The organism is Stenotrophomonas sp. 05L413, assembly GCF_056397945.1.
This window is the reverse complement of record NZ_JBFTOL010000004.1, coordinates 25,879-46,490: the sequence shown is the minus strand read 5'-3', so window position 1 is coordinate 46,490 and position 20,612 is coordinate 25,879. Positions and strand designations below refer to the sequence as shown.

The window sequence follows — 20,612 nt, the reverse complement described above, 5'->3', positions numbered from 1 at the left end:
GAGCGCAGCCCGCAGTGTAGCGGCTGGGCCACGCCCGTCGTGGTGCTCATGCCGTGGCCCGCTGGCGGGCGGGAAGCCGGATCCCGATCCGGGTCCCTGCCCCGGGTTTACTGTCCACCTCGACCTCGCCGCCCGCCGCGCGGACCAGGCTGGCGGTCACCGCCAACCCGAGCCCGGTGCCCTCACCCATCGGCTTGGTGGTGAAGAACGGTTCCAGGCAGTGGGCGCGGACCTCCGCACTCATGCCCTGGCCGGTATCGCTGACCCGGATCAACAACTCACCACTGGCGGGCAGGTCGATCAGGGTCAGATCGAACCGGCCGCCATCGGGCATGGCCTGCTCGGCATTCACCGCCAGGCTGAGCAGGATGGACTCCAGCTGCGCCGGATCGAAGTGGATCTGGCCGGTGGCGCCGTCGGTGGCGACGCGGCACTGCACGCGGTCGCCGAACACCTGCTGGAGCATCGGCTCCATGGCCATGACCGTGCCGGCCGCATCCAGCAGCTGGGGGCGCCCCGGGTCCAGCCGGCTGAAATCCAGCAGCCGCCGGCTGACGGTGGCGGCACGGCGGGTCGCCGACTGTGCGCCTTGCAGGGCCTCCTGCAGCGCCTCCTCACCGGTACTGCGGCGGGCCTTGGCGAGATATCCCTGGATCAGCGCCAGCACGTGATTGAAGTCATGCGCGATGCCACTGGCCAGGCGCCCGACGTTCTCCATCTTCATCGCGTGCACCAACTGCTCGCGCGAGCGCTCTTTCTCCTGGATCTCCAACTGCAGTTCATCGCGCTTGCCGGCCAGCTCGGCGCTGCGCTGCCGTGCCACCTGCAGGCTCTCGCGCAGCCCGGTCACGCTGTGGTGCAACAGCCAGGCTCCCAGCCACGTTCCGAACACAGCTATCGCCAGATCGTTCACCGCAAGCAGGACACGGTCCGGACGGAACATCAGGCTGGAGGCATCCACCCACGCCCCCGCCACCATCAACCCGCTCAACCAGGCGGTGGCCCACCCCAGTGGCCGCCGCCCCAGTACGGCGGAGACCAGCAGCACCGGCAGTATTACCACCAGCTGCAGCCGCGATTGTGCCGCCAGCCCCCAGTACGTGTAGGCCAGGGTCGCCAGCAGCAACTCGCCGATCACGAACACAGCGGCTGCCCGCAGCGTGCGACCTGCGTGGTGCTCCAGCAGGCAAACCAGGCACAGCAAGGCGTGAAGGCCGGCGATCAACGGCACCATCACATCCAGGCCCATGCCCATGCGCAGCGCTATCCAGACAGCCATGCACAGGTGGAACAGACCCACCATGTGCAGCAGCCCGCGCAGCATGGCATCGGTACGGCGCCCCAGCGAGGGGGATACGCCGGCGACGGGCACGTCGCGGGGAGAGGGAGGCGGAATGGGCATGTGTGGCAGAATACAGGCCGAAAGCGACAGCAGCCGGCCCCGAGGGGTCATCCAAATGCGTTGCCGCCTGCCTGCACTCGACCGGGAAGTCGTTGCTCCTATGCGTACGTTGTCGCTGGTCCGTCGCGGACTGTCCGCGCTTGTCTGCCTGTTCGCATTGGCCCCGTCCGCTGCGATGGCGCAGCGTTCCGCCGACACGGTGCCGCTGACCGCGCAGGTCGAACAGTGTCACGCCTTGTTGACCAGTGAGCCACGCCTGTCGCTGAGCATGGCGCGCAGCCTGCTGGCCACCCCCTCGCTGCCCGCCTCGATCGAGATCGGTGCGCTGGGCTGCCTGGGCATCGCGCTGCGCTCGCAGGGCCAGCTGGGCCAGACCCTCGATCTGCCTGACAGGCTGCAGGCCGCCGCTGCGCGCGCCGATGCGGGCAAGGAAGACAGGCTGCGGGCGCACTCCATGGCCGCACACCTGCTGCTCTGGCGTGGCGAGCACAGCCAGGCCCTGACGCTGACCAACACCTTCCTTGAAGACGCGGTGCGCGAGCGTGACGTGCAGGGCCAGATCGCCGCGCTGATGCAGATCGCCATGATCCGCGGCGATGCAATGGGTGATGCACAGGGGGCGCTGACGTATCTGCAGAAAGCCACGGTACTCAGCCAGCACATGCGCCGGCCGCCCAACCCGGGCGATCTCATCCTGTATTACAACTATGGCTACGCACTGCTGCGGATGCAGCGGCATGAGGAAGCCAACACGGCCTTCAGCCGGGCCGAGGCGATCGGCACGCGGCTGGGCGGGCAGGAGTTGTTCCTGTACCGCATCGCCAGCCATCGCGCTGAAGTCCAGCGTCTGCGCGGCCAGTTGGCCGACGCCGAGGCCCTGTTCCGCAGCGTGCTCAGCTGGCAGGCAAGGCAAGATCCCCAGGGCCACATCGTGACACTGCAGCGGCTTGCCCGGCTGACCATCGACCAGCACGGTGCCGAAGCCGCACGTCCGCTGGCCGAGCAGGCCCAGATGCAGGCCGAACGCGGTCAGTTCAACGATGAGATCCGCGAGGGCATGGACCTGCTGGGCGACATCCATATCCTGCTGGGCCACCGCGAACAGGCCCTGGGCTACGCGCGCCAGGCACGGGCGATCGACAGCGCGCGCAGCAAGGGTGACATCCTCAACCAGTTGGCCAAGCTGCAGGCCACTGCCGAGCGCAGCATCGATCCGGCCGAGGTCAATGCGGTGCAGGATCTGGACCGCGTCCGTGTGCTTCGCAACGGCGCGCTGATCGCTCTGCTGGTGGTCGTCACGGTCGCCACGGTGCTCCTGTTGCGCATGCGGCGGCAGCGGCAGCGATTGGCGCTGCTGAGCAGTACCGACTGGGTGACCGGTACAGTCAACCGCCGTGAGGCCGAGCGGCTGCTGAGCCTGGAGTTGGCCAAGGCCGGAGGCGGGCAGCGCAGCGTGGTGATGCTGCTGGAACTGGACGCGTTCAAGGCGCTGAACGAGCAGCATGGCCAGGCAGCGGGGGATGCCGTGCTGCGTGCGGTGACCCGATGCCTGCGCCAGCACAGCGACCGCCATGATCGGATCGCCCGCTGGGCGGGCGGCACCTTCCTCGTGGTCCGTCACGATACCGCCGCCGCAGCGGCCCAGGCGCTGGCCAATCGCCTGCGCGCGGCGATCGAACGGCTGGTGGTGGATATCGGCCCGGGGCGGCACCTGACGCTCACCGCCACTCTCGGGGTGGCCCCCCTGCCGCTGTTCCCCACTGCACCGGCCACGCTGGAGGACAGCCTGCGCGCAGCCGATCGAGCGCTGCAGAGTGCCCGCCGCAGTGGCCACAATGCCTGGGCCATGCTCTGGGGCGAAGAAGCTGGCCGTGATGTGGATCTGTACAGCCTGCTGCACGACCCCGCACGGGCGATGGCCTGCGGCTGGGTGTCATTGGCCGGAAGCCGGCCGATGGCCTGGCTTCCGCCACGCCAGGAGCCTGCACGTCCCGCAGTGGATCAGGACGTGCAGACCGGCCGCGGACAGCGCTGATCGCGCAGGCGGATCAGCGCGTCACCTCGAACCGCACCTCCACCCGCCGGTTCGGCAACAGGCATTCCAGCAGCGCGGCCCGCGGGCGCACGCCATCGCATTGCTGCACCTGCTGGGTATCGCCCTTGTACTCATAGCGGATGCGATCCGGATCGATACCCCGCCCGATCAGCAGCTCGCGCACGGTACGGGCACGCCGCTCGGACAACGCCTGGTTGGCATCGAAGCCACGCCCCTGCATGCGGTCGGCATGACCCACCAGGGTCACACCGTCCAGCTGCAGTGACTCATCGGCGATGCTGGCCAGCGCGCGGTCCACGCTTTCCAGCGAGTAGGTGCGGATGTCGCGGTACGCATCACGGTCGAACTCGAACAGCACATTGGCCACCAATGGCCCCGGCGCAGCGACGATGGCCGGGGCGACGTCGCACTGGCGGGCCAGCGCCTCGGCGTCATTGACCAGTTCCTCGGCGATCTGGATATACGGCTTGGAATGGCGCCACTGCTGCTGGTTGAACTCATTGCCGGCATGCGCCAGCTCGACCTCACCACAGGCGACCTGCTGCTGCGCGCACACGAAGCCCGGCGCACCGTGCAGTACCCGCAGGCGCTGCCACAGGTCATCGCGCAGGTACTTGGCGTTGTTCACCAGCGGCGTATCGGTGGGCAGCGGCGAGACGCCCTGCTCCATGCCGATGATCAGCTTCTCCGATTCGGTCAGCGCCTGCTGCGGGAACGCACTGCGATCGTTGCGGCTGTACTCGTGGAAGGACACGTCCAGCCAGCACTGCGCCTTGGACAGGTGGTAGTCGCGGATCGGGCGCCCGCCGTCATTGAGCGCCTGGATGCGGCCCTGGGTGGCCTCATAGGTGCCATGGTCGGCATGGATCGCCTCGTCGGTGATGCGCTGCTGCTGCGGCACCAACTGCGCCTGCTGCGCGCCGGCGGGACCGGCCACGGCAGCCAGAAGGGCCGCGGCAAGCAGCGACGGAGCAATACGGTCAATCGGGGAAAGGGTCGTCATCAGGGCATCCTCAGCGTGCCGGGTCGCGGTAGCGGACGGGGTCCGGCCGGAAAAGGTCTTCATCGAACTTGAAGCGCAGGCGCAGGAACACGCCCTGCTGGGTGTACTCGTAACCGTTCAGGTCACGATCGCCGGCGAAGCCGCTCCAGTTGTAGCCGGCCGACAGCCACAGGTTCTGCCGCAGCAGGCGGCCGACCTCCATGCCGTAGGCGTACTGGTTGGCACCGCTCTGCCCACGGAAGGTGGAGCCCAGCACGCCGATATCCCAGTTCTCGGTGATGTCGTACACCACGCGGCCGGAGAACAGCATCGCGCGGAAGCGGCTGTTGACCCGTGCACTATCGGTGTAGGCGAACTGGTCCTGTTGCCACTTGCCGGCCACGCGGCCGGTGAACCACCACGGTCGCGACGGGTGCCAGTCGGCATGCGCCGAGACGATATGCGCGCGGGTGCGTACGTCCTGGCTGCTGCCATCAATGGTGTTGCCGTCGGACAGGGTCAGGCCGCTTTCATCGCGCTCCAGCTTGTACTCGTAGCGGGCCAGCGCGTTGATCCGGTTGCGGTCGGTATCGCGGTAGGCCACGCCGAGCTGGAAACGATCCTGCAGCACATCGCCGCGGGCCTCGTAGCGGGTGCTGAGCAGATAGTTGCGCGCCAGCAGTGTCCAGTCACGGCTGAGCTTGCGGGCGAGCATGAACTGCAGCAGCGTGGTGTTGAACGCCTCGTTGGCCTCGGTATCGGGCACGTCTTCGGAGATGCGGTGCTCGGCACGGATCGCCCCGCGCCACAGCGGGTTGGCGCTGTAGTCCAGCGCCAGTGCCAGGCCGGTGCTGTCCCCGGTGCTGCCGTCGATCACCTTGACGTGCTCGGCCGAGCTGGCCAGGCGCAGGCCTTCGCGGATGTCCCAGTTGTTGCGGATACCCGAGGCGGCCTGCACATCGCGGCCGCTGATCGAGTCACGCAGGCGGTACTCGCTGAAGGTCTGGGTATCGCGCAGGTAGCTGCTGTCGATACCGAACACCAGCGCATCGGCTTCACGGTCGGTGGTGGTAATGCCGTAGGCGCTGGTCAGGCCGGTCTGCTTCTCATACCGGCCATACAGGCGGCTGCGTTCGAACACCTGGTAATCCAGGCCGGCCGCCAGCCGCTTGCGGTCCTCGCCGCTGACGCTGTGCTCCACTTCCGCACCCGCGCTGAGGCGATCGCTCAGGCGGTAGCCCAGGCCGAACCGGGCACTGTCCGATTCCAGCTCGGTGCCGACCGGCAGGTCGCTGGTGATCGGGCTGCCACTGCTGCTGCCGTTGATGACCATCAGGCCGGTCAGCGGATCCAGCGCCTGCTGGCCGTAGCCCAGTGCGCCGCCACCGGATCCGGTCGCAAACCCACCGGTGAGACCGCCAGCATTGCCGAACGGCACCCCGGACGACCACGGCGAGGTCACGCCGATGGTCTCGCGGATGCTGCGCACGCCCAGGTCCACGGTCAGCCGTTCAGTAGCACCGATGCGTACACCGGCACCACCGGCATCGCGCTTGCCGCCATCGGGGTTGCGGTCCTCGCTGCGCAGGCCTTCCACATACAGTTCCAGCCGCGGGCCCACCCGGTACGCCAACCGCGCGTTGTACTCGCCACGGCCACCGTACAGCGGCGCCGCCGGGTTGTTGAAGGCCGGATCGGTACGTGCGGCGAATACGCGGGCGTCGAGCTTGTCGGCGCTGTGCGCGAACTCCACCCGCCAGGCATCGCCCTCGACCTCCCCGGTGATGTCCTTCAGGCCCTGCGAGGTGATCTGGTTGATCGAGTTGGTGTTGACCTCGCTGCGGGTGCGCGCGAACTCGGCGACCAGCAGCGTGTTGGCGCCGAACCGGTAGCTCGCGTTCGCGCTGCCCATCTTGAACTCCGCATAGGGATTGCGGTCATCGACCGCCGCCGCGCCGACCTCGAGCTGCTCGGTGAGTTTGACCTGCGCATCGGCGCCGACCACCCAGAACTTCTCGGTGCCCTGGTCCAGCTCATAGGTAATGCGCAGCGACACCGGATTGAGATCGCTGTCGAAGGCCGGCAGGAACTGATTGAGCAGGATGCGGCCGGAGAACGGTTCGAAGCTGTAATCGACCAACCGCGCGAGCGAGCGCACCGAGGTGATGCGGGTGGGCTGGTTGCGATCGCGCACGATCACCTCCACCCGCTCGCTGCCTTCCAGCACGGCGTTGTTGCGCAGCGCATACGGGCCACTGCCCTGGCTGCGGAACTCCTCGATCACCTGGCGCAGCGAATCCTGCATCGCAAACACGTTGCTGCGAACGCGCTCGCTTTCGAAATGCCAGCCCAGGCCGGTAGCGGTGCGGTTGTAGGTGCCCAGGCTGCGCTGCGGGATCGCACCACTGCCGCCGATACCGGTTGCGGTGGCCAGCGTGTCGCCGGTCTGGAAGTCGCCGTACAGCAGGTAGCTGCGCTGGTTGTCGATGCGCACGTAAAGACGCTCGGCCGAACGCGCATCGAAGCCGCGCAGCGAGGAATCCCCGTAGACCGGGTAGAACTCTTCAGGCTGGATATCGCGCAGCAGGCGACCACGGGTGTCCTTGTCCGAGTCGTAGGCGGCGGTGAGCAGGTACTCGCCCTTGATCCGGCCCTTGACGAAGAACGCGGTGCGCGCGGCGGCGTTGGCCTTGCCGTTGTTGAACTGGCGTTCCCAGCGGCGGATGTCACGGTCGAAGGCATCGTGACGCTCTACCGGCGAGATCAGGCCGGCGTTGCTGCGCCGGCGGAAGTTGACCACGCCTTCGATCAGACCGGTGGCCAGCAGCTCACGCATTTCCGGCAGGAACCCGATCGTGCCCTGCGCCGTCTCGGCGCCGGCAGTGATGCGCAGCACCACGTCCTGCGGCTCATGCGGGGCAAGCAGGTCGAATTCGGCCACGCCATCGACCACCTGCAGCTGGATGCCCGGAGTGACCTTGTCGGCGTCCAGCGCGCCCGGACCGAGTTCATCGGTGCGCGAGCCGGGCAGGCGGATGCGGCCACCACTGGTCTCGATCGTGGCGTAGGTGGTGCCGGCCAGCGCGCGGCCGGCGGCGTCCAGCAGCTGCACACGCACATGCACGGCGCTCTGGCCATCGGCCGGTACGCCATCACGGTCCAACTCGACCAGGATCCGGTCGAGCGTGCCCGGCACCGCGCTGTCCAGCGCGCGCGGGGCAGCATCGGTACTGGCCGGGCTGCGCGGGTACAAGGTGCTGGCATCGCCCAGCACCGGCGTGAAGCGGCCGGGGCTGCCGACGCTCTGCGCCATGGCCGGCACGGCAGCCAGGGCGCAGGCGAGCAGGCTCAGGCGCGGCAGGCGGGACAACGTCGCGACGCGGCTCATGGCTGGCCCTCCGTCGAAGCGCCGGCAGCGGGCGGATGGGCTCTGGGTTGCACGATCGGTCTCTGGTTGGCCGAGTCGGTCGCCTGTTGCGGCGCCCGCGCGGGTTTGCTGTCGAAACGCAGGGGCGGCTGCCCGGTCTCGGTCTCCGGCGCACGCACCTCACCCTGGGTACGGCGGGCCTTGACCTGCTCCAGCACCGGGTTGGCACAGCTGCCTTCGATGAAGTCAGCACGGTGCAGCTCACCGTTCTTGAGATCCAGGAACAGGCTGTCGGCATCGCCCAGGTTGCGGTTGCTGCTGGTGGTCAGGCGCGCGCCGAGCGGCAACGTGCTGGCATCCACCTTCAGCGTGTGGCTCTGCGGCGGCAGGCCGCAGTAGCTGTACTTGCCCTCCGAATCGCTGATCACCCAGGTGCCGTCGGAGAAGTACAGCCGCACGCCGGGGATGCCCAGTTCTTCGCGGTCCTGCACGTGGTTGTTGTTGCAGTCCACGAACACCTTGCCGAGCACGCAGGCCTGGTCGGTGAATACACCGCCGGTGACGCGCACGCGGTACTCGGCACGGTTGGACGGCAATGCGCCCGGCAACGGGGTGAGGCTGCCGGTGTCGATGCAGCCACCGCTGAAGGCACACCCGAACGCCTGCGCGCGGTTGATGCCATCGCCCTGCTGCGCGCCCACGCCCACCCGCACCCGGTAGGTCAGCACGATCTGCCCACCAACCGTGATCGGGCCGACATCAAAGCCCAGCAACGGACCCGGCTTGCCGGATGGATCGGTCACGGCGCGGCCATCGGCACGCGCGGTGCCGTCGATGTAGGTGAAGCCACGCGGCAGGCGATCGATCACGTTGACCGTGCGCAGCGCGCTGCCCGCGGTCTGGCGGATGGTGATCGTGTACTGCACGGTGTCGCCGATCTCGGCGGTCTGGCGGTCACCGTTCTTGCTGATCGCCAGGCCGGTCGCTACCGCAGTATCCAGCGGCAGGTGGTTGTTGACGATGGCCGCGGTGTCCGAGCCGGCGAACAGGCCGAGGTAGTACTGCGTCGCCATGCCGACCGCACCGGTCGGTGCCAGACGATTCGGCTGCACCTCGTGGTTGGCACCGGCGCTGCCGGCGGGCGACAGCGAGCCGCCCTGCGGTGGGATCAACGACGAGACGAACTGATAGCTCCCCGGCGGCGTCACAGTGAGCTGGAATTCGCAGCGGGCCGGCGCAGCCGGGCCGAAGGCGAACTGGTAGAAGCCCTCGCTGCCGACCGTCATCGAGATCGCGCTGCCTTCCAGGCGATAGCCGCCGCTGCCGGCATTGAGCACCGAGGTGCGCGGGTCGTAGCCGGCACACAGGCCGACCGGCGCCAGGGTCACGATCGAGCCCGGCACCGGGTCGCGGGTGGTGGCGTCGTAGACCACGCCCGACGGATCCACCGGCAGGCTCTGCTGCGGCAGGTGCTGGCCCGGTCGGAGCACGACTTCCAGCTGGCTGGTGCCGTTCTCGTTGATCCGGCAGGCGCTGACCCCGGCGCGCGCGATGGCGGCCGGTGCGTCGCAGGCTTCCTGGATCCCGGCCACGGTTTCGCGGGTGACCGGATTCGGCCACAGGATGTTGGAGGTCGGATCGCGGAAGCGGATGTTCCAGGTCACGCCCGGCACCACGTCGCCGAAGCGGTAGCTGCCGTCGGCACCGGTCGTGGTGGTCTTCACCACCTGGCCGCTGGCCGGGTCGACCAGCTCGACGACCCACGATGGCAGGCGCTTGTCGCCGCCGTCCAGCAGCTGGTCATCGCTGCCGATGTCGTACCACACCGTACCGCCGACCGAGGCGGCCAGCTGGACGGCATTGGGCACGCGGCAGGCGTTGAACTGGATCGTTTCCACGCACTCGGGCAGCTGGGTCACATCGCCCTCGAACGCGCCGCGCTCGGCCGGGGTCGGTGCGCGGAATTCATTCTCGCCACCGCCTTCGACCAGCACCGCATTGTTCACGGTACCCGCTTCCGCGGCGGCAGCACCGACCAGCACCTGCACCTCGATGGTGTCCACCGAGGTGGCGCCGGCGGCCAGCACCTGCTGGCTGCGGCAATCGAAGCGGGTGTCGCCCACTGCGCCGGTGCAGACCCAACCGGTCCCGCTCGGCGCCGCCGCCAGGGTCAGCCCCTGCGGCAGCCGGTCGTGCACGGTGTATTCGCCGCGCGACGACTGCTGCCCGCCATTGCGCACCCGGAGGGTGTACGTGGCGATGTTGTTGACGGTGAAGCGTGCGCTGCCCGCGGTCTTGTTGACCAGCATGTCCGGCGAATCGCCGATCTCACCGAAATTGTTGTCGATCGAGTCCCCGCCCAGCGGCAACACGATCTGGCTGACCGCCGAGGGCACCGTGTCGCGGCCGGTGGCCACGCCGGTGACGATGCCGTCCACGGCGCCGGCACTGGTGATGCCGTTGAGGGTCTGCGGCGGCTGGGTCGGCTCGGTCACCGTATAGGTGCCCGGACGCAGCTCGTCGAAGCGATAGCGGCCTTCGGCATCGGTGGTAAGCGTGATCGAGACCGCCTGGCCCAGATCATCGGTGCCGGTCAGCACCACGGTGACGTTGGCGATGCCGCCCTCACCTGCGTCGACCACGCCGTTGTCGTTGCTGTCGTTGTAGACCCGGCCGGCGATGCTGCCGGTCGGGATCTCACCGAAGTTGTTGTTCACCGACTGCTGGTTCACGCCCAGCACCACGCCGGTGATCTTCGACGGCGTGCTGCCCGGCGCGGTCACGCTGCCACCGGTGCTGCCGGCCACGGTACGGCCGTCACGGGTGCCCGCCGGCTGGTCCGGCTCGGTGACCGTGTAGGTGCCCGGCGGCAGGTCGCTGAAGCTGTAGTTGCCCTCGGCATCGGTCACGGTGTCGCGGGTGATCGGATTTCCCACCAGGTCGGTGCCGGTCAGGGTGATGGTGACGTTGGCCAGACCGGTTTCGCCGGGGTCGACCACGCCATCGTTGTTGCGGTCGATCCAGACCTTGCCGCTGATGCCGCTGTTGAGCGGAATCTCACCGAACAGGTTGTCCACCGAGGCGATGCCCGGAGTGGACAGATCGATCGTGCTGATGCGGCTGGGCACGGTGGTCACCGGCGTGGCGGTGCCACGGCTGACACCGTCGACGGTGCCCGCGGTGGTGATGCCGTTGCTGGTGCCGGTCGGCTGCTGCGGTTCGGTCAGGGTGTACGTGCCCGGGCGCAGATCGGCGAAGGCGAAACGGCCATCGGCGTCGGTCTGCACGCTGCGCGTGACGCTGGCGCCGGTGTCGTCGGTGCCGGTCAGCTCGATGGTGACGCCTTCGATGCCGGTTTCGGCGGCGCCGCTCTGCGCACCATTGTTGTCGGCGTCGAAGAACACCGTGCCGGAGATCGACACCGGCAGCACTTCACCGAAATTGTTGTTGATGGAGGCCTTGCCTGCCGGCAGCACGACCGCGCTGATCGCACTGGGTACGCTCGCCACCGGGGTGGCGGTGCCGACCGCGGTGCCGTCGATGGTGCCGGTGGCCGTAATGCCATTGATCGTGGCGACACCGTTGAACACCGGCTGCGCAGCCTGCTGGGTCACCGTATAGGTGCCCGCCAGCAGGTCGTCGAAGCGGTAGCGCCCGTCGGCATCGGTCGCGATCGCCGCGACCGGCTGGCCCAGCACATCCACGGTGCCGCCCGGCAGCTGCACCTGCACGTTGGGCAGGCCCGGTTCGCCGGCGTCCTGCACGCCGTTGTTGTTGCGGTCCAGGTAGACGGTGCCGGAGAGCGCGGCAGCGCGCTCGCCGAAGTCATTGCCCGTGGAGCCGGTCACGGGCAGGTTGGTGATCGTGATCAGGTTGCCCGGGGTTTGGCGACCCTCGGCCAAGCCGGTCGGCTGGGTCTCGGTGATGCGGTAATCCTGGCCGGCCACGGCGCCGGGATAGCTGTAATGGCCATCGGCATTGGTCACCAGCGTTTCGGTGGTGTCGTCGGCGGTGCCGAACACACCGTCCGGGCCTGCACCCACGATGATCACCTGCACGCCGGGGATGCCGACGTCGCCGGCGTTGTTGTCGCCGTCATCGTTGCGGTCCAGGTAGACCGTGCCGCTGATCGGGGCGTTGGCCAGCTCACCGAACAGGTAGCCGGTAGCGTCCTGTCCGGGGTTGATGGCGATGCCGGAGATCACGTTGGGCACGGCGGTGCTGCCCGGCGTGGCGGCGTTGCCGGCGGTGTGCTTGCCGTCCAGGTAGGTGGCCGGCTGGGTTTCCGTCAGCGTGTAGCCGGTGCCCGCCTGGGCCGGCAGCAGATCGCTGAAGCGGTAGGCGCCATCGGCATCGGTGGTCGCGGTCAGGGTGACCGGATTGCCGAGCACATCGGTACCGGTGAGCGTCACGATCACGTTGGCGATCGGGTTCTCGCCGCTGTCGCGGAGGCCGTTGTTGTTGCCGGCGGCCACGTTGGAGAAATCTTCGTAGACCGAGCCGGCGATCGAGCCGAGCGTCTCACCGAAGTCATTGCCGCTGGAACCGGTCAACGGCAGCGCGGTGATGTCGATCTGGTTGCTCGGGTTCTCGGCCGCATCGGCGTAGCCCTGCGGCTGCGTTTCAGTGATGCGGTAGTGCTGCCCCACGACCAGGTTGTCGAAGGTGTAACGGCCCTGTGCATCGGTCTGCACGGTGACCGGCGGCAGATCGTCGGCGGTGCCATAGAGGCCGTCCGGGCCTGCGCCGGTCAGGGTGATGGTGACGTCCAGCAGGCCACCATTGGGCTGCGAGCCGCGGCCGCCGGCGTCACCGGCGTCGAAGTCGCCATTGCCGTTGCGGTCCAGGTAGACGTGGCCGGAGATGGACGTGATCGCGTCTTCGCCGAAGTTGAACGCGGTACCGTCGTCGCCACTGGACAGATCGATGCCGACAATGCGGTCCGTCGTGGGCGCATCGCCGCTCGCGCCGGTGGTCACCGTGCAACTCGTGCAGGCGACGCCGCCGATCAGCCCGGGATTGATCGCGCTGGGGCGGTTGCGATAGCTGCCATCCGGCAGCACTTCGCGCAGCGTATAGACCTGCAGCGGGTCCAGCCCGATGAAGCTGTAGCTGCCGTCATTGCCGGTGGTGCGGGTGTCCAGCACGGTGCCGGAAGCATCGAGCAGCTCGATGGTGGCGTTGGCGATCGGCGCATCACCGGCATCGCGCACATTGCTGTAGTTGCTGTCCACGTAGACGATCCCGGACAACGACGGGCGACGCACTTCGGGGAAGTTGTAGCGCACGGCATCCACGCCCGCGCCCAGCGCGATCGTAGTGTAGACCGAATCGGCGCTGGTGACCGGCGTTACCGCGGCGAAGACACCACCAGCCGACGGCGCCTGCGCGCCCGTTGACGGCGGCGCAACCGGACCGTTGACGTAGGCGGTCGGCTGGCTCTGGGTCAGGGTGTAACCGGCGGTACCGGCCGGGGCCAGGTTCTCGAAGCGGTAGGCACCCTGCGCGTCGGTGGTGGCATCCAGCGAAACAACATTGCCGTACGCGTCTTCACCACTGAGGTGCACGGTGACGCCGGAGATCAGCGGCTCACCACTCTGCAGCGTGCCACCGTTGGCACCGTCGCGGTCGCGGTCCTGGAATACCACGCCGGCCAGCGAGGAACGCACCACGGTGTGGGTGGTGGTGTCCTCGTTGTTGCCCGGCTCCGGATCGAGCTGGTCGCTGGTGGCCTTGGCGGTATTGAGGCCATTGCCGTTGGCCGGAAGCGTGGTCCAGCGCGCGGGAATCAGCACGCGCACCTGCCCGTCCAGGGCCAGGTCGCCCATGCGGCAGGTGACGGCGCGGCCCACCAGCAGGCAGTTGCCGAGGCCGGTGGTCTGCACGCCCGGGTCCGCAGTGGCGCCGCGCTTCTGCCAGGTGATCGCAGCCGCGCCGCCGAGCACTTCCAGCCCTTCGGGCAGGGTATCGGTGACGACCACGCCATCGCCGTTGAGCGGGTTGGTACCGCTGCGATCGCGCGAGAGGCTGTGCCCGGGGCCGTGATTGATCACGTCCAGCACGAACCAGAACGGCTGGTGCAGGCTGACGGTGCCCGCCGCCGCCGGCAAGGCCTGGGCGGGGTCGGCATTCGGGGCAAGCACCACGCTGGACTTCTTCATTTCCAGGTCCGCGCGGGTGCGGATGCTGGTTTCCTGGGTGGCGGTGTTGTTGCTGGTGTCGCTCTCTGCTTCAGAGGACCGTGCGGTGACCGAGTTCTTCAGCGTTTCGCCGGTCGCCGGCGGTGCGGTCATGTACTGGTAGACCAGATACAGATAGCTGGTCTGGTTGGCGGTGATGACGCCTTGGTCGGCCGTGGGGACACCGGCGCTGGGCATGGTGCAGGAAATGGTCTGCGGCCCGGTGCTGGGATTGGTGCTGCCAGCAGCCACCGAGCAGCGGGAGCCGACCGGCTCCAGAGCACCCTGCGGACCGGCGATGTTGCCGGTTTTGCTGCCGACCAGGCTCACGCTGGCGCCGGGCGGCGGGCTGATGGTGTCATCGATCATCGTATGCGTGGCCAGCGAGGGCCCCGCGTTGCGCACGCTGATCTGGTAGTAGATGTAGTTGTTGGTTTCCATCCCGGTGCGGGAGTCGAAGCCCAGCGGGTCCACCGCGCCGATGAAGTTCTGGTCGATCTTGTTGACAATCAGATCCACGCGACCGGCGTCGAAGGGCAAGGTGGCGTCCTTGGTGTCGTCGTCGGTGCGGCTGTTGTAATCGTAGGTACGGCCATTGGCATCGGTGCCGCTGGACGGGTCCGGCGTCCCATCGCCATTGAGGTCGAAATGGAAGCCACCGGTGTTGGTGAACTGGCGTCCGGTATTGCCACTGTTGACGTTCGGGCGGATCTCCACCGTCATCGTTTCCGTGGAGTTGTTGGCCATGTCCTTGGGCGTGCAGGTCAGGCGCAGCGTGGCCGGTGCGCCACCGGTGTTGAACCAGGAGGTGCCGCCGGGCGCCGGTGCGGAGCTGACCGACGGGTCGGTCGTGGTGACCTTGCACGCCTTTTCCGCTGCGTCCGAACCGGTGCGCAGGGCGGAAAGCAGCACGAAGCCGGCATCGTTGGCAGGCAGCGTGAACAGGTCGCTGAAGACCACACCGCGTGCCGTCGATGGCCCCATGTTCTGGTAGGTGATGCGATAGATCGTGTTGACGCCGGCGCGCCCGGGAGTACCCGAGGTGATGTCCTTGCGGGTGGTGGCGACATTGGCCACCGCATCGATCTGGACCCAGTCCGAGGCGGTGTTGTTGCTCTGGTCGATCTCGCCGAGCGCGCCGGAGATGGCCGGATTGATACGGACACCGGCCGTATTGCAGAAGCGACCCGGCAGCAGCGGCTGACCGCCGCACGTGCCGGCCGGCTGGTTCTGACTGTCGAACAGGCCGCGGTTGACGGTAAAGCCTACGACCGCGGTCTCGTTGCGGCCCAGCACCGTGGTACCCGCATCGCACACCCACGCGCTGCCAATCAGGCGGCAGGTCCAGCCTGCCGGCGTGGCGTCCGCAGTCACCGTGGTGATCCCGTTGACGAAGCCCGGGATCGGATCGTTCACCACCACGCCAGTCGTGGCTGCGCCGCCGTTGCGGATGGTCAGCGTGTAGCTCACCGAGGCGTCGCTGTTGCGGATGATGTTGTCGGCCTCGCCCGTCGCGTTGGTCTGCTTGGTGATCGACAGGTCGGCACGGTCGTCGGTGGCACGGCTCTCGCCACCGGCGCAGTCATTGGTGTCGTTCGGGTCGCGATCGATGCCGCCGGCGGTACCCGGCTCGAGCGAGCCGCCGCTGCCACCGGTGCAGGCGTCGTTGCGCAGCGCCCCGGCGGTGCGCGCCAGGGTCTGCAGCGCCAGTGCGGGCGCGTTGGCATTGACAGCCACCGGGTAGCCGGTGGCCAGGGTGCAGGTCACCGTTTGTGCCCGACCGACGGCCCAGACACGGTCGACGCTGCAGCTCCACCGCCCCACGACCACCGAGGTGCCGGGCAGGATCGGCTGCCCGCTGGCATCCACCCACTCCTCGCCGGGTGCCAGCGTATCGACCACCTGCAGATTGCTGGTCACCGTGCGCGGCCCCAGGTTCTGCACGCCCAACGTGGACGTCATCATGCTGTCGCTGCGCACGCCGGTGCCGTTCCACACCGGCACCAGCAGCGGGGCCTTGGACTTGCTCATGCGCAGGTCGGCGCCATCGGGAATGACGGTCAGGCCAACGGTGCCACTGTTGTTGCCCGGCACCGGGTCCGGCGTGGCCGCACGGATCTCTGCCGTATTGCTGACCACCCCACTGCTGTTGGTACCGGTCGAGGGCACCTGCGCGGTGATGGTGATGATCGCCTGCGCACCCGGCGCGAAGCTGCCGGCCAAGGTGCAGGTGCGTACGCTCGCTCCGGCATTGCTGATGCAGGTCCAGCCGGCCGGCGCCACGCCACCAGTGATCACGAATCCCTCCGGCATCGCGTCGGTCACCACTACGCCGGTGGCCGCACTCGGGCCATCGTTGCGCGCGGTCAGGGTATAGGTCACCACCGAACCGGCTGCCGCCGGGGCCGGCGAGACCGACTTGGACATCGCCAGGTCGGCACCGGCGGTGACCGCGGTGGTCACCTGCGCGGCATTGTTGTCCGGCACCGCATCGGGTACCGAGCCGGCATTGACCACGGCGGCATTGACGATGTTGCCGGTGCCGACGTTGACCTTGCCGCGGAACTGATAGCTCGCGCTCGCGCCCACGGCCAGGGTGCCGTTGTAGGTGCCGTTCTGCGCACTGAAGCTCCAGTCCGCGCCGCTGGGCGTACCGACCAGGGTGACGTTGGGTGGCAGCGTGTCCACCACCCGGAAGCCGGTGGTGGTGCTGGGACCGTTGTTCTTGACGGTGAGGGTGTAAGTGACCTCGCCGCCGCCGATCACCGGGTCGGGCGTGGCGGACTTGCTCAGCGCCAGATCGGCCGCTGCCTGGATGGTCGTGGTCTGGTTGGAGATGTTGTTGCCGGTATTGGTGTCACCGGCAAAGAAGGGGTCATTGCCCGGCAGCGTCACGACCGGCGTGGTCGCCGGCGGCAGTGCGGCGGCGAAGCCGATCGCTGCATGCAGGCTGATCGTGGCCGGCTGGGTCTGCAGCGTGGTGACCGGCAGCTTGAACTGGTACGGCGCGCCGGACGCGGTCAAGGTGGGGTTGGTGCACACCACGCGGGTCGTGCCGGCACTGCCGGGCGAGGCGCTGCAACCGGCCGGTGCCGGGCTGCCCAACGCCGTGCCGACCGGCAGGTCGATGATCGTGACGCTGCCGGCCGCATTGTCGTTGGCACCGTTTTCGACCTTGATGTTGTAGATCACCGTGGTGCCCGCCGGTACCGGGTCGTAACCGGTATCGGAGAAATCGGTGATCTGCAGATCGATCGCCAGGGCAGACAGCGGCAGGACCAGCAGCAGGGTCGCCAGGGTGGCGCGCCACCAGCCCAGGCGGGCGGATGTGTCTGCGCGCTCGAACGGCGTCACCGCCGCGCAGATGGCTGCGCGATCGCTATGGCTGGACATGCGTTGTTCCCCTGTTCCGGTCTCTGCTGCTTTCAGAGGGAACGCACTGCGCTCCCGTGACGTGATGCGACCTGACCGTGCACGACTGTCGTCATTGGCACGCTCAGGCGGGGCGCATTGTGGTGGTGCAGCATCGGCAAGTCAGTGCCGCCCGCTCACGCTGGCTCACACTTGCTCACACGGGGAAACGCCGCCTCAGGCGGTCAGCAGGTAACCCTGTCCACGCAGGGCGCGCATCGGCAGTTCCGCGCCGGTGGCCGCACGCACGCGCGCGCGCAGGCGATGCACCAGCACGTCCAGCCGATGCGGGTCGAAGTCCCAAGGGGTATCGGTGATGCGTTCGATCAGACGCTCGCGGGTGATCGGCTCACCCGCCGCGTCGAACAACAGTTGGAGTGCAGCACGCTCCATGGCGGTCAAGGCGAGCGTGTGCTGCGTGGGCGACTGCAGCGTCCAGCCATCAGCAGAGAGCTGCCAGGCCCGCTGCACCTCCGTGACGGTCTGCACGGCCGGGCGCCCTGCGGACAAGCGACGACGCAGGCTGAGCAGCCCGGCGGCCAGCACGTCCAGGTCCAGCGGTTTCACCAGGTACACATCGGCCCCCTGGGTCAGGCCATGCGCCATGTCGTGCGGACTGCCACGCCCGGTCAGCATCACGATGCCGATATCCGCGGCCTGACGCAGGTGGCTGGCCACCGTATACCCGTCTTCGCCGGGCAGGCCGACATCGAGCACGACGATATCGCAGCGATCATGCAACAGCGCGCGGTAGAGCGCCTCTGCACTGCCCAGGCCCCGCACCGCGGCGCCGCGCCACTGCAGGTCATCGAGCATCAGGGCCAGCAGTTCCGGGTCGTCCTCGACCACCCAGACGGTCAAACCGTCCAGTTCCTTGTGTGCCGCTGGCAGCTGCGCGCCGCCGCGGTTGTCCTGGTCTGCCGTCACGTGACCGCTGCCTCCCTTCACCGGCCTGCAGTCTAGCTGCCGCCCGGAAACGAGCCAAATGCGACAAAGATGGCCGTCGCCGGTCACGACCGTGGATCGTGACCGGCCCTGTCCTTTACTCGGCCGGAACGCCCATTTCCTTCAGCAGCTCCGGCGCCGGGTAAACCTTGGCCAGCAGCCAGCGCAGGTAGCGCATGTCCACGTGCACCGCGCGCTTGAAGCGCGGGTCGAACCACCAGCTGGCGCTGACCGACTCCCAGTTGCTGTCGAAGTTCAGGCCGATCAGCTCGCCCTTGGCGTTGAGCACCGGCGAGCCGGAGTTGCCACCGGTGGTGTCCAGGTTGGTCAGGAAGTTGACCGTCTGGGTCTTCAGCACCGGATCGGCGGTGGAACCGAAATCACCCTTGGCGATCGCGTCCAGCAGCGGCTTGGGTGCATCGAACGGATAAGCGTTGGTGTTTTTCTCGACGATGCCGGCCACGGTGGTCACCGGGTCGAAATGCACGGCATCACGCGGCGACAGTGCCTCGACCTTGCCGTAGCTGATGCGCAGCGTGCGGTTCGCATCCGGGTAGACCGCGCGGCCCTGCTTGGCACGCCAGGCGAACAGCGCCTGCATGTACGCCGGGCGCAGACGCAGCTGCTCGCCTTCGCGGGTCTTGCGCTCGTCATCCAGGCGCAGTTGCGCGGCGACCAGCGGGCCAGCCAGATCGATCAAAGGATCGCGTGCGAGCGCCTTGCCCTCTTTCGCCGCGGCAAAGCGCGACAGGCGCTCGGTTTCCTCGCCCAGGTGCGTGTTGGCGTACAGCGTGTCCAAGGTCTTGGCGAGCGCGGCCGGGGTGCGGCCGAAGGCCGCGTCGAACGCGGGCACGCGCTGCGCGTCGGGCAACTGCTGGTAGCGGGTCAGCAGCGTGGTCAGCAGGGCTTTTTCGATGGCCGGATCGTAACGGCGCTGGACCTGCTTGAGCACGCCTTCGATCAGCGCCAGATCGCGCTGCTGGTAGCCGCTGTCACGCTCGGCATCGGGCTTGGCCGATTCGATGCGCAGGCGCTCCAGGGTCAGCGCCGAGCGCAGCAGCTGGCTCTGCGCCGCGAGCAGATCGAGCAGCAGATCGCGTTCGCCCACCGAGGCGCCGCTGGACAGCGAGCTCAGCAGGGACTGGATGTCGCCCCGGTACTTCGGGTCGGTGGCCTGCAGCATCGCTGCCTCATCGGCGGCACGCTGCGCCTTGGCATCGCTGCGCAGCAGGCCTTCCAGCTCACCGGCGGCGCGCTTGCGGTTGTTCTTCAGCGACTGCAGCTGCGAGGCGTAGCGGGTGCGTGCCTGCGCGTCCTTTGCACTGGCCGCTTCGATGGTGTCGATCATCTGCTGGAACACCGCCACGCGGCGCGGCAGCACGGCATCGATCTGGCTGGCGAATTCCGCGGCGGTGCGATGGCGGTAGGTGATGCCCGGATAGCCGGCCAGCATGGCGTAATCGCCGGTCTTCGGGCCGTCGATCGCCATCTTCAGGTGCGCCGGCGGGTGGTACGGCACGTTGTCCACGCTGTACGGCGCGGGCTTGCCGTCCTTGCCGACGTAGGCACGCAGCAGGGTGAAATCGCCGGTGTGGCGCGGCCACATGAAGTTGTCGATCTCATCGCCGTAGTTGCCGATCGCGCGCGGCGGCGCGTAGACCAGGCGCACATCGCTCAGCTCGAGCTGCCGGATGCGATAGAAATCGGTGCCGTAGTACATGTCCGCCACGCTGCAGCGGATGTTGCCTTCCTTCTCGCACTCGGCCACCAGCTGCTTGCTGGCGCGGTCCACCGCGTCGAAGTACGCCCGCCCGGTCTTGCCGCGCGCATCGCGCAGCACTTCATCGGTGACCTTGTCGAACCCGACCGTGACCAGCACGCGGAAATCGGGGTTGGCCGCGCGCTCATCGCTGCGGCCGGTGGCGATGAAGCCCTCGTTGATCAGGTTGTGCTCGGGCGAGGTGTTGTACTGGATCACGCCCATGGCCACATGGTGGTTGGTCAGCAGCAGGCCGTCGTCGGAGACGAACGAACCGGTGCCGCCACCGGCACGCACGACCGCACTCAGCGGCGGCGCGGTAACGTTGGCCAGGTCGCCCGGGTTGCCCTTGAAGCCGGCCGCCTTCAGCGGTTTGGCCAGGTCCGGCAGCTGGGTCGGCATCCACATGCCTTCGTCGGCATGGGCGCCGGCGGCGAGGGTCAGGCCAAGCGCCAGCGCGGCGGTGAGGGGTTTGCGTGAAGACATGGGCACATCCGGTACGTCAGAACAG

General features: G+C 68.1%; 7 protein-coding genes. 1 reads left to right on the top strand and 6 read right to left on the bottom strand.

What is annotated here, in order from left to right; all coding sequences use genetic code 11:
- Positions 1-46: 46 nt before the first annotated feature.
- Positions 47-1,402, bottom strand: a complete 1,356-nt coding sequence (locus AC1DIQ_RS09475) for a sensor histidine kinase (RefSeq protein WP_478049923.1) — start codon at positions 1,400-1,402, stop codon at positions 47-49.
- A gap of 100 nt (positions 1,403-1,502) precedes the next feature.
- Here AC1DIQ_RS09475 and AC1DIQ_RS09470 point away from each other — a divergent pair, with 100 nt between their 5' ends.
- A complete protein-coding gene (locus tag AC1DIQ_RS09470; RefSeq protein WP_478049922.1) occupies positions 1,503-3,437 on the top strand; it encodes a GGDEF domain-containing protein in 1,935 nt (644 codons plus the stop codon).
- 13 nt (positions 3,438-3,450) lie between these two features.
- Here the strand turns inward: AC1DIQ_RS09470 and AC1DIQ_RS09465 are convergent, their stop codons facing one another.
- From AC1DIQ_RS09465 to AC1DIQ_RS09445, 5 genes are all read right to left on the bottom strand, one after another.
- Positions 3,451-4,461 carry an OmpA family protein gene (locus tag AC1DIQ_RS09465; RefSeq protein WP_478049921.1) on the bottom strand — a complete coding sequence of 337 codons (1,011 nt, stop codon included), beginning with the start codon at positions 4,459-4,461 and terminating at the stop codon, positions 3,451-3,453.
- A 10-nt stretch (positions 4,462-4,471) separates the two neighbouring features.
- Positions 4,472-7,828 carry a hypothetical protein gene (locus tag AC1DIQ_RS09460; RefSeq protein ID WP_478049920.1) on the bottom strand — a complete coding sequence of 1,119 codons (3,357 nt, stop codon included), beginning with the start codon at positions 7,826-7,828 and terminating at the stop codon, positions 4,472-4,474.
- Entirely contained in the window at positions 7,825-17,379 is a 9,555-nt protein-coding gene (locus AC1DIQ_RS09455) for an SdrD B-like domain-containing protein (RefSeq protein WP_478049919.1), read from the bottom strand. The genes AC1DIQ_RS09460 and AC1DIQ_RS09455 overlap by 4 nt, the downstream gene beginning before the upstream one ends.
- Positions 17,380-17,574: 195 nt before the next feature.
- On the bottom strand, positions 17,575-18,324 hold the full coding sequence (locus AC1DIQ_RS09450; protein ID WP_461769707.1) for a response regulator transcription factor: 750 nt from the start codon (positions 18,322-18,324) through the stop codon (positions 17,575-17,577).
- A 115-nt stretch (positions 18,325-18,439) separates the two neighbouring features.
- A complete protein-coding gene (locus AC1DIQ_RS09445) occupies positions 18,440-20,587 on the bottom strand; it encodes a S46 family peptidase (RefSeq protein ID WP_478049918.1) in 2,148 nt (715 codons plus the stop codon).
- Positions 20,588-20,612: the final 25 nt, after the last annotated feature.